This is a genomic window from Salinivibrio sp. MA427, assembly GCF_001996115.1.
GTDB lineage: Bacteria > Pseudomonadota > Gammaproteobacteria > Enterobacterales > Vibrionaceae > Salinivibrio > Salinivibrio costicola.
Window position 1 is genome coordinate 1 of record NZ_MUFH01000055.1, and the last position, 11665, is coordinate 11665.

8 protein-coding genes and 3 pseudogenes are annotated in these 11665 nt (G+C 51.4%); 5 read left to right on the forward strand and 6 right to left on the reverse strand.

The window, feature by feature from the left end; genetic code table 11:
- Positions 1 to 5: 5 nt before the first annotated feature.
- Positions 6 to 2292: pseudogene (gene acnA / locus BZG79_RS06050) on the forward strand (aconitate hydratase AcnA).
- A 40-nt stretch (positions 2293 to 2332) separates the two neighbouring features.
- Here acnA and BZG79_RS06055 read toward each other — a convergent pair.
- On the reverse strand, positions 2333 to 3376 hold the full coding sequence (locus BZG79_RS06055; RefSeq protein ID WP_077773965.1) for a glycosyltransferase family 9 protein: 1044 nt from the start codon (positions 3374 to 3376) through the stop codon (positions 2333 to 2335).
- A 96-nt stretch (positions 3377 to 3472) separates the two neighbouring features.
- Between BZG79_RS06055 and BZG79_RS06060 the strand changes: the two genes are divergently transcribed.
- Together BZG79_RS06060 and BZG79_RS06065 are read left to right on the forward strand one after the other, a co-directional pair.
- Positions 3473 to 3874 carry a diacylglycerol kinase gene (locus tag BZG79_RS06060; RefSeq protein WP_077773970.1) on the forward strand — a complete coding sequence of 134 codons (402 nt, stop codon included), beginning with the start codon at positions 3473 to 3475 and terminating at the stop codon, positions 3872 to 3874.
- 73 nt (positions 3875 to 3947) lie between these two features.
- The gene (locus BZG79_RS06065) at positions 3948 to 5777 is read left to right on the forward strand and encodes a DUF3413 domain-containing protein (protein ID WP_077773966.1); all 1830 of its coding nucleotides are present in this window, start codon (positions 3948 to 3950) and stop codon (positions 5775 to 5777) included.
- Positions 5778 to 5850: 73 nt separating this feature from the next.
- On the opposite strand, the gene BZG79_RS06070 is transcribed toward BZG79_RS06065, so the two are convergent.
- The 3 genes from BZG79_RS06070 to BZG79_RS06080 are packed head-to-tail and all read right to left on the reverse strand — an operon-like array spanning position 5851 to position 8221.
- The gene (locus BZG79_RS06070) at positions 5851 to 6801 is read right to left on the reverse strand and encodes a biotin-dependent carboxyltransferase family protein (RefSeq protein WP_077773967.1); all 951 of its coding nucleotides are present in this window, start codon (positions 6799 to 6801) and stop codon (positions 5851 to 5853) included.
- Entirely contained in the window at positions 6786 to 7481 is a 696-nt protein-coding gene (gene pxpB, locus BZG79_RS06075) for a 5-oxoprolinase subunit PxpB (protein ID WP_077773968.1), read from the reverse strand. The genes BZG79_RS06070 and pxpB overlap by 16 nt, the downstream gene beginning before the upstream one ends.
- Positions 7478 to 8221 (reverse strand): 5-oxoprolinase subunit PxpA, encoded by a 744-nt coding sequence (locus BZG79_RS06080; protein ID WP_108743240.1) that lies wholly within the window; start codon positions 8219 to 8221, stop codon positions 7478 to 7480. Before BZG79_RS06080 ends, pxpB begins: the two co-directional genes overlap by 4 nt.
- A gap of 379 nt (positions 8222 to 8600) precedes the next feature.
- Between BZG79_RS06080 and BZG79_RS16630 the strand changes: the two are divergent.
- Positions 8601 to 9253: pseudogene (locus BZG79_RS16630) on the forward strand (cache domain-containing protein); the annotation flags it as partial.
- Positions 9254 to 9406: 153 nt separating this feature from the next.
- Positions 9407 to 10111, forward strand: a complete 705-nt coding sequence (locus tag BZG79_RS16635; RefSeq protein ID WP_347336582.1) for a methyl-accepting chemotaxis protein — start codon at positions 9407 to 9409, stop codon at positions 10109 to 10111.
- A gap of 75 nt (positions 10112 to 10186) precedes the next feature.
- Here BZG79_RS16635 and BZG79_RS06090 read toward each other — a convergent pair whose 3' ends face one another.
- Both BZG79_RS06090 and BZG79_RS16050 read right to left on the reverse strand, forming a co-directional pair.
- Positions 10187 to 11491, reverse strand: coding sequence for an MFS transporter (locus BZG79_RS06090; protein ID WP_077679262.1), 1305 nt, complete (start codon positions 11489 to 11491; stop codon positions 10187 to 10189).
- 51 nt (positions 11492 to 11542) lie between these two features.
- A pseudogene (locus BZG79_RS16050) lies at positions 11543 to 11665 on the reverse strand (NADH:ubiquinone oxidoreductase); the annotation flags it as partial.

Sequence of the window (11665 nt, forward strand, 5' to 3'; positions counted from 1 at the left end):
CCGAGATTGAGTTCCAGCGTAACGGGGAGCGTTACCAATTTTTACGTTGGGGCCAACAAGCATTCTCTAACTTCCGTGCCGTGCCTCCAGGTACTGGAATCGTGCACCAAGTCAATCTCGAATATCTCGCTCCCGGCGTACTCGTCGAAGAAAAAGGTGGCAACAAGTTAGCCATGCCAGACACACTGGTTGGTACAGATTCACACCACCATGATTAACGGGCTCGGTGTGCTTGGCTGGGGGGTTGGCGGTATTGAGGCCGAAGCCGCAATGCTTGGGCAGCCTATTACTATGTTGATCCCTGAAGTGGTCGGCTTTGAGCTAAAAGGCGAATTGCCCGCGTCAGCTACTGCCACTGACCTAGTACTCACCGTCACCCAAATGCTGCGTGAACGTGGTGTGGTGGGTAAGTTTGTTGAATTTTACGGTCCTGGCCTCGCGAAACTGCCGTTGGCTGATCGCGCGACCATTGCCAATATGGCACCAGAGTATGGCGCAACATGCGGCATTTTCCCGATTGATGAAGAAACGCTCAGTTATATGCGCCTGACAGGCCGTACCGAGGATCAAATTACCTTGGTCGAAACCTATGCCAAAGCACAGGGCTTGTGGCGCGATGATGATGCACCGGTGGCAGATTACAGCGATACCTTGCAACTTGACCTTGGCGATGTGGTGCCAAGTCTTGCCGGTCCGAAACGGCCACAAGATCGCATCGCCTTAACTGAGGCAAAAAGTCAGTTTGATCAGCTGTTAGAAAAAGAGCAAGCAGCGGCGAATAATGTGATTGCAAGCTTTGCCAGCGAAGGCGGGCAAACAGCCGTGGACAACCCAAGCCTACGCGAACAGGGCAAAGTGGCGGTCGAATACAAAGGAGAAACATTCAACCTTGAGCACGGCGCGGTTGTGATTGCTGCGATCACCTCTTGCACCAATACCTCGAATCCTGCCGTACTGGTGGCAGCCGGATTAGTGGCACAAAAAGCGCGAGATTTAGGCTTAAATACTAAGCCTTGGGTTAAGACATCATTCGCCCCGGGCTCACAAGTAGTGCCGGCTTATTTAGAAAACGTCGGGCTGCTCGAGCCGCTTGCAGCGCTTGGCTTTAATATCGTTGGCTTTGGCTGTACCACCTGTATTGGTAACTCAGGACCATTGCCTGAGCCAATTGCAGAAGCCATTCGTTCCGCGGATTTATTAGCCACTAGCGTGCTATCGGGCAACCGGAATTTCGAAGGCCGTATTCATCAAGATGTGAAAGCTAACTATCTAGCCTCACCACCACTAGTCGTTGCCTACGCACTGGCGGGCAATATGAATATTGATGTTCTCAAAGAGCCGCTAGGAAACGATCAACAAGGCAAGCCCGTCTATCTTAATGATATATGGCCAACGCCAAAAGAAGTGGCAGACACCATTCAAGCAGCAATGACCGACGGGCTTTATAAAAACAAATACGCAGATGTGTTTGCAGGGACCGAGGCATGGCAACAATTACCAGTGCCACAAGATGAGATCTATTCATGGCCCGATTCAACCTACGTTAAAAAGCCAACGTACTTTGACGGCATGACCATGGCACTTCCTGAGATAAAACCTATCAAGGGGGCGCGCTGTGTGGTCAAAGTAGGTGACTCTATTACTACTGACCATATCTCACCCGCCGGCGCAATTAAGCCAGATAGCCCCGCGGGCGAATACTTGAAATCTAAAGGTGTAGAGCCGAAAGATTTCAACAGTTATGGCTCGCGCCGCGGTAACCACGAAGTCATGGTGCGCGGTACCTTTGCCAACGTACGTTTAAAAAACCAAATGGCGCCGGGCACCGAAGGCGGTATGACTACCTATTTGCCCACCAATGAGCAAATGAGTATCTATGAAGCGGCTCAGCGCTATCAAGCCGAGGGGACACCACTTGTGGTGCTTGCGGGTAAAGAGTACGGCACGGGATCAAGTCGTGACTGGGCTGCAAAAGGCACTAACCTATTAGGCATTAAAGCCGTCATTGCTGAAAGTTTTGAACGTATTCACCGTTCTAACTTGGTTGGCTTTGGTGTGCTTCCGTTGCAGTTTAAAGACGGTGACTCCGTCGAATCGCTTGGCTTAAATGGTACGGAAGCATTCGACTTTGACGAGGTTAGCGGCGAACCGTCCACCCTCAAAGTGCGTGCCGTGCGGGATGATAAAACCATTGAGTTTAACGTCAATGTCCGCATCGATACCGCGGTTGAGTGGGATTACTACCGCCATGGCGGCATTCTTCACTACGTGCTCCGCCAGCTCGCCAGCTAATACTGGCATTGATACACAAAAGGCCCTACGGGGCCTTTTTTTATTGCTTCGCCATCATGGTTTCAAATGCGTCGATCACCTGCTGTGCATCAATGGCAGCCATCACGTGATCGCCTTTCACCCTCGTGCTCCATGCTAGCTGTTCAACGGGCTTGCCATGTTGCTGTTCAGCAAAGGTTTCATAAACACTGACCACATCCGCGAGATTGTTATAAGGGCCGGTCCGCTTCGGGTTGCTATGGCCGTAAAGACCTAAGACGGGCGTGCCTTGCGTGGTTGCCATGTGCGCGGGGCCGGAATCGGGGGCTAGCACCGCATCGGCACGTGCGAGCACCGCGGCTAATTGCTTAAGGCTTGTTTGTCCCACTAAATTAACCAGTGGCGCGTTAGCAGCGGCAATAATGCGGGCGGCCAGCGTTTTTTCACGCGCCGCCGGTGAACCACAGAGTACCACCTGATACCCTTTACCGACCGCGTAGTCGGCAAATTGGGCGTAGCGCTCTGGCAGCCAGTTACGCTCATCTTTACTCGCGGCAGGACTGATCACGACAGTGGGCTTGTCACCCAGTTGCGCGTTGGCAAAGGCATGATCGTCTTCAGAAAGTGGTAGTTGCCACTGCGGCGGCATAACCGGCACACCCAAATATTGAGTGAAGGCGAAAAAGCTATCTAACACATGGCAAGATTGGGTGTCGGGTATCCGTTTATTGGTAAACAGCCACTGTCCCTCTTTCGCTCGGTGGCGGTGAAATCCCACACGATGGCGCGCACCGATCCCCACAGTCAATAAGCTCGCGCGTAAAGCAAGCTGCATATGCACTAACGCATCAAACCGGCGTCCTTTCAGCTGCCGCCAGACGTGACGCATGCCTGCCAATCCCGCTTTTTTATCAAACACCACCAGCTCCACCCCATCAAGCCCGGCTAAAAGCTGTGCTTCGACTTTACCAACCACCCAAGTGATCTGCGTCTGCGGCCAATGGCGCTGCACGGCTTGAATCACCGCGACCGCATGACAAACATCGCCAATCGCAGACAGGCGTAAAAAACACAGGGAGCGTGGGGCGTGAGTAAACAGAGACATAACAAATTCCAATTAAGTTATCGCGCCGATTATGCAGTTGGCTCGGTTAAATGTAAAATGCCAGCCTATCGATCAAATTGTTACGAGAATGTATTTATGGGCGCTAATACATCCCCCTCAGAAAAGCCGCGAGGACTGATACGTATCATTAAAGCCACTGGCTATTCTTGGGCTGGATTAAAAGCGGCATATCACCATGAAGCCGCGATCCGTCAAGAAGTCGTATTATTGGCTGCGGCGCTAGTCGTATTGCTCTGGCTACAATTACCGCTGACGGAATCCTTGATGATGTTCAGCGTCATTGTGTTAGTGATTATCGTCGAACTACTTAACTCCGCCATTGAAGCCGTAGTCGACAGAGTCGGGGTAGAGCGCCATGAACTCAGTGGCAGAGCCAAGGACATCGGCTCTGCGGCGGTGTTTGTCAGTTTGCTTTTAGCAGGTGTGGTCTGGCTTACCACTTTATGGCATCACTATGGTATCCCACTTATTCGATAAAACACGTCGTCATACAACCTGGCAACGCGCCCGTTACGTTGCCAATTGATTAACTCAACTGTGATAAGAAACCATGTCTTTTAAATCGCGACTTCAAACCCATAGCTGGTTTATTGCCATTAACGCCCTTGTATTGATGGCAATAGCCAGCCGCTACTTTGCGTTTCTGCCTAGTTTTCCCACTGAGCCAYTAGGTATCACCTTTATCGTGGTCAGTACCTTTAGCCAGATGGCCTTACTTGCCGCTATTGTTGGCTTGGTGACACTCCCGCTGTTACTGCTGCCAACCAAGGTGCGTCAGCCGTTACTTGCCTTGATAGCCTCAGTGGGTGTGATCACCCTTTTCATTGATACCATCGTCTTTGCCCAATACCGATTCCATATCAATGCCATGGTGCTGGATCTGATCCTCGCCGGACAGATTGTCAGCTTCCCTTTGATTACTTGGCTGATGGTAGTAGGTGGCGTGCTTGCCTGCGTCGCCGCGCAATGGGCGCTACTGACTGTGCTGTCACGGACACGCTTTTCCTTCCAGCACAAGGTCGGCAAAAAATTTGCGCTGCTCACGTTTCTTACCTTGCTCGCCACCCACGGGATTCATATTTGGGCCGCAGCCTATGCGTATCAGCCCGTGACAACGGTGAAACGTTATTTGCCGCTTTTTTATCCGGCCACCGCTAACAGTATGATGCGTAAAAACGGCTGGATTGATGAACAAGCTCTAGCGCGCCAAAAGGCGATGGATGTGGATCGCGAAGCCGACCTTAACTATCCCCTTTCGCCGCTAAGTACGACTGAGGTTGCGCAGCCGCTGAATATCATGTTTTTGGTGGTTGACTCATGGCGTGCGGATACCTTCAATGCTGACAACACCCCTAACCTTTGGGCGTTGGCACAAAATGGCCGTACCTATTCACATCACCTTGCGACGGGGAACGCCACCCGTACCGGCATTTTTGGTCTGTTTTATGGCATGCCCGGCACCTATTGGCACAGCTTTCTTGCCAATCAGCAGTCACCGGTATTGATGGATCGTCTGCAGGCACTCGATTATCAACTGGGTATTTTTACCGCCGCGCAATTGGAAAAGCCGGAATTTAACCAAACCGTGTTTGCCAAGGTGTCCGATTTACGTAACGGTTCTGAGGGCGATTCTCCCGCCGAGCTAGACGCAGATCTGACCCAAGATTGGATCCGTTGGCATCAGCAGCGTGAGTCCAATCGTCCTACCTTCTCATTTTTGTTTTACGATGCGCCACATGGCTATGATTTTCCTGCGGACTTTACCCCCAAGTATCAACCGATGTTGGACGAAATTAACTATCTCAAACTAAATAACGAGACCGATCCGACACCGTTTTTCAATCGCTACAAGACCAGCGTGCGCTACGTTGATAGCTTGGTGGCCAAGGTCATTGAGGAGCTAAAACAAAGCGGAGAATTCGATAATACCTTGATTGTGCTCACTGGCGATCACGGCCAAGAAATGAATGACAATCAACTGAATTTTTGGGGACATAACAGTAACTTTACTGACCCACAAATTCATGTGCCTTTCGCGATGGTCGGCCCCGGCATCGATGCAAAACAGATCGATACCGGCAAGCAGCTAACCAGCCACCAAGATGTTGCGCCCACCCTGATGAAGCATTATTTGGGCGTAACGTCCGATCCGGCCAGCTACGCGATTGGTCATGACTTACTTGCACCCAACCCCGGGCAAGATTGGGTGTTATCGTCAAACTACAGCGGCTATGCGTTAGTCACCGACGACACCATTTTAGAAGTGGGTGCGGGGGGGCAATATCAATACATGGATAACACCAACCGACCGATAGAAAACGCGTCACCTGACTTTGCGCAAATGGAAAAAGCCCTCGAGCAAATTAGCCGTTTCCGCTAGTCCGTTGTTTGCGCTTAACTCCCCTTCACGAGCCTCTGTCTTCCAGAGGCTCATCTATCCATTTTTCTGCAAGTTAGATCCAGTCAAAAAACTGCACAAACGCCTGCCATTGCGCCGATGCCTCCGCCAGCCGCGCCGGATAAAAACGCACGGTCTGGCCGGGTCGCGTTTGCGCCAACATGCTTAAGCTGGCACGGGTTAAACAGCCAAGCTTAGGATAACCACCGAGTGTTTGCCGGTCGTTAAGTAGTACAATTGGCTGACCGTCAGGGGGCACTTGCACGGCGCCGAGCGCAATGCCTTCGGAGACAATACCCGGTTGCTTGCTTACGACGCTCGGTCCATTGAGCCGCACACCCATACGATCACTGTGCTGATCGACCGTGTATTCGCCATCAAAAAATGCCTTTAGCGCCTCGGCGCTGAAGCTATCAAACTGATACCCCGGCACAAGCGCCAGTGGAGTCAGAGCATTGTAGTCAGGAATAAAACGTGTTGGTACACCGCGCACCCTCGGCAACAGCGCATGCGGTCGACAAGGCAACACATCTCCTTTGGTGAGCGCCATGCCTCCCGTCTGTTCACCTAATCCGGAATGCAGGCCGCCGAGTTGATTGCGCATCACCGTCGCGGCACTGCCAAATGCGCAATCGACCGTCCACCCGCCACGCACCGCGAGATAGGCCCGCAAGCCACGGCGCGCGTAGCGTAAACGCAATTCATCACCTGCATTTAGCGTCAACGTCTGCCACATTCCGATGCGCTGACCATTGATACAAGGTTGCATGTCTGCGCCGGTGATGGCAATCGACATCGCGTGGTCAGCACGAAAACGTGCTTGACCCATGGTTATCTCGACAACCGGTGTATTCGCGGGGTTATCGAGTAAATAATTCGCCCAAGCAAATGCGTGGCAATCGACCGGCCCGCCTTGGCTTAAGCCAAGCTGGCCCACCCCATAACGCCCTGTGTCTTGCACCAAGCTCAATACCCCGGGGTCGATCACCGTTAATCCTGCCACCATTGACCTCCTGCCGCGCGGTAATCAGACTCTGACATTGGCTCAAAACAGACGGTGTCACCTACATCAAACGGCATCATGGGCGATTGACGGGGATTGAATAGTACCTTGGGACAATTGCCAATAATTTGCCAACCAGCAGGAGACGCAGCCGGATACACCGCGGTTTGCTGTTGTGCAATGCCCACACTGCCGGCGGGGATCTGATGACGAGGCGTGGTATGACGGGGCATGGCTATTGTCTCATCCACCGACGCAAGAAAGGCAAAGCCGGGCGCGAAACCAATCGCACAGACGGTGTAAGTTTGTTGGCTGTGTCGCGCAATCACCTCTTGCTCACTCACGCCAGCAAACTCGGCGACCGCAGCCAGATCGGGCCCAACCGAGGGATGATAATACACCGGCAACGTCACCTGTTTTCCACCACCAGCGTCACGGGTGTTTCGTAGTGAGTCGACTTGGTTCATCGCCCACGTTTTCAATGTCTCTGGCGACAGTAAGCGAATATTCACTTCCACCAGAACGCTGGTGTAGGCGGGAATTAACTCAACCACACCACGGCCAAAGTGTTGGCGGATTCGCTCACACAGCGCAGATAACTGTGGGACTAAGGCAAGATCGATCTTATTGCCCAACCGGATCATTACCGTGGTTTCACTGACCTGCTCAACCTTGAGTGTCATGGTGTTAAGGCCTTTCTGAGTTGTTTTATCGCCTCGACCGATTGTGGGTTATCTCCATGCACACACACCGTATCCGGCGACAGAGAGAGCGTTTGTCCCTCAAGGGTTGTCACCGTGCCATGTTGAGATAGCTGCAACACCTGCGCAATCATCGCGTCGGCGTCATCTAACACAGCGCCCGGTTGATCGCGCGGCGCTAATTGCCCTGACGCTAGATAGGCTCTATCGGCAAAGGCCTCAAAAATCAGCGGTACACCGGCTTTTTGAGCAAGCTGGCGATGCGGACGGTTATCAGGCAGTGCCAGTACCATTAATGGCGTATTGGGCAGCGTATCAGCCACCGCAGCCAACACCCCCTCAAAGCAATCATTATCCACCATCATGGTGTTATACAGCGCACCATGGGGCTTCACATAATCAAGGCTCGCATTAAAGCGTGCACAGATCCCTTGTAATGCGCCGATTTGATAGCGAACGAGGTGACTAATTTGTGCTGGGCTATGATCAATATGACGACGGCCAAAGCCCTGCTTATCGGCGTAGCCGGGATGAGCACCAATACTCACATTGTGCTTTACTGCAAGTGCGACCGTGGCCGCCATTACATCAGGATCAGAGGCATGAAAGCCACACGCGATATTGGCCATATCAATCCATGGCATCAGCGCGCTATCCATTCCCATCGTCCACGCACCAAAGCTCTCACCCATGTCTGCGTTTAGTTTCATCATTCCCTCGATTTCACTGACTTTGCTCTACCTTACGGTTTTTATAGTATAAATTTTTTTCAATTCATATGGTTAGTGAAAATAAGCTTGAGCAATAAGTTAGACAGCCATTAAGCATTACAAGACATTTGCCAATCCACATTAAATAAAGGGGCTTTTTGCGCGGCAAACGGGCAAAATGTCTTCCATACTTTAGCAAACTCGAAATCACAAATAACACAAGGTATCTGGTATGTTGAAGTTAATGCTGCGCGGGAAGCTTTTAGTGCTTGCCATTGTACCTTTGGTATTATCCATTCTCATCACGCTGTTTATTACCACCTATTACGAGCGCGAGCTGGTCGAAGAGAACATTATCACTTTTCGAACCAAGCTGATTGATGAGCGAAAAATGCAACTTCGCGAAGCCACAGAAATTGCCGCAACAGTGGTAAAAAACGCTCAGCAAGCGAGCGGCGATGCCACACAAAATGTCAAAGACGCACTTCGTGAAGTGACCTTTGGTAAGGCAGGCTACTTTTACATTTACGATAAACAAGGCAATAACGTATTCCATGCCTTAAAGCCAGAGCTAGAAGGCCGCTCCTTGATCAATCTTACTGACCCAAAGGCAACAAAATTATTGTGGGCCTACTCGAAGCAGCGCAAAGTGGCGATGGCACCTTCACCTACCTCTATCAAAAGCCGGGCACCGATGAACTGATTGAAAAGATTGGCTATGCCGATATGGTCAATAACGGCCAATGGATGTTGGGCACAGGGGCGTATATTGACGACATTGAGGCACGCGTTGCCGATTTCCGTGAAAACGCAGAGGAAGCATTAGCAGCACAAACCGCGAGGATGATCATCGCCGGTATCATTATTCTGGTCATCACCTTCGTTGCCGTCGCTTTTGTTGCCCAACGAATGTCGACGCCGGTGAAAGACATGCTGGACAACCTCAATGATATTGCCGACGGTGATGGCGACCTGACCCAACGTTTAAAGGTTAAAGGGCACGACGAAATAGCTTTGCTGGGCAATGCATTTAACCGCTTTATTGACAAGCTACAAACCACTATCCGCAGCGTCGTCGAAGTCACGGAAAAAGTAAGCCAATCTGCCAATGATATAGATAGCCAAGCCGCACAGTTTGCTAGCCAATTACAAACGCATGATAACGAAACCGAGCAAGTAGTGACTGCGGTGACCGAAATGAGTTCTGCCGCACAAGAAGTCTCTCAAAGTGCCACACAAGTTGCAGATGCCACCAGTGCCGCCACCGGTGATGCACGTCAGGCACAAGACAAAGTCGAGTTTTCCATTAACTCCATGAAAACACTTGTGGAGCAAATGAATACATCGAGTAACAACGTTGATTCGCTCAACGAGCAGTCGCATAAAATCACCGGCGTGCTGTCTGTGATTGGCGATATTGCCGAACAAACCAATCTATTGGCCTTGAATGCGGCGATTGAAGCGGCACGGGCCGGTGAACAAGGACGAGGCTTCGCAGTGGTAGCCGATGAGGTGAGAACCCTCGCGAGTCGCACGCAAAAGAGCACTCACGAAATTCGAGAGATGTTAGACGAGCTGCAGTCTTATGTGAATCAGGCCGTCGAGGGCATGAAACAAAGCAATGACACCTGCCAGCAAACCTCAGAGGCATCCAACGAAATTGGCAGCGGCATTGATTCGGTGAGCAATGCGATCACCCAAATCAATGACATGACCACCCATATTGCGTCTGCGGCTGCGGAGCAAACCACAGTCACCGAGGATATCCACCGCAATTTGATTTCTATCCGAGATATTGTGAGCCAATTACTCAGTGCCAGCAATGACTCTGCGCACACAGCATCAGACTTGAACCACTCCGGTGACGAGCTCAAACGCCTAATTAGCCAATTTAAAGTCTAAGGATTAGAGCCAATCAAAAAAGGCGCTGACGGATTCAGCGCCTTTTTTCTGTTCCTTTTCTGTTCCGCCGTCGGCTTAGCGTTCTACTTCAGGCAGCGCGCGCGCCATTAATGCGCCGAGTAAACCAAAAACGGACAATACCGAAATGACGACCATGATCCCCCATTGACTAAGCCACGCAGTAGCCGCGCCCATCAATAACAAAACGAGACCAATGAGTGTATTGCTGACTGAAACATAATCAGTGCGCCGATTACCTTCGGCCATATTCACAATGTAGGTTTTACGCCCAAGACGCACGCCCTCGTGAGCAATGGTCAGGACAAAATAGACGCCAGGCAACACCCACGCCAATGAGAAAAGCGTGGGGTACCACTGACTAATACTGACCACCACCAGCCCCAGTACCGCCGTGACCACGGCGGCGATCATCATCACTTGGCGGCTAGAATGATCGGCAAAAAGTCCCCAAAAAGGTGCAGAAATGAGGCTCGCAACGCCGCTAATTGCGACAAAACTTGCGGTGGTGATCGCCAACGCTTGGCTATGCTGACTGGCTAACAACACATAATAGGGCGCGGATAAGGCCGAACACAGTAACAGGGAGCGCGTGATCACAAAATGGCGCAGCCGTCTATCATCCACTAGTAAGCGTAGTTTAGAAAGCGCATGCGTCAGCGCATTGGCACCGCCTTCAGTGGCTCCTTCGTATTCATCCACCTGGCTGTAGAGCGCCGCTGCCACCCACCAGAGCGCAGCACCGAATGCTAGTAGCGCACAGTACACCCAGACATGTTGCTGATCAGAGACACTAAACAGACCCACACCGGCAGCAATCGTCACCGCACCCGCCAAGCTTGACGACCAGCCATTCAAGCGTCCCCGCTGGGGTTTAGGAATGGTTTTACCCAAAACATCTTTCGATGCCACCGAGCAAAGGCCTCGCGCCAAACTAAAGATCACCAGCAAGCCAACAATGCTCCAGCCAGCCACTTGACCGGTTAAAAGCAACGCTGCGATGGCCATTGCCAGGATACAAGCCCCTTGAATAACAGAGCCGGCCACCCATGCCCACTTACGTACCGCAAATTGGCGGACATAACCGGCAATACCTAACTGAGGCACTAACGACCCCGCCTCTCGAATCGGCACCAGCAGCCCAACCAAGGCCAAGGGGGCACCCACAGCGGTTAACAACGCTGGTAATACGATTTTCGGGTTAGATACCGCGTCACCGATTTTAGTTAGCCCTTGGCTGAGGATAATACGAAAAAAATTCCCCGGTACTTCGCGACACGCACTGCCATCAATGTCTTTACACGCCCGCGCGTCTTCCTCGTTAAATAGCTTTTGATGAAGGTCATCCGCCAGTTTATCCACACATCCCCCCAACTCTATGATTTATTTGCTTGATAGCGGCACTAGAGTCAATCATTGTAAATCTTTATGTCGAAAACGTGTTAACCAATATTCGCGGTAACGAAAGTAGCAATAGGTCGACGCAAACAAAAAGAAAAGATAAGACAAAGAAAACACAAACGGGGAGGTAATAAG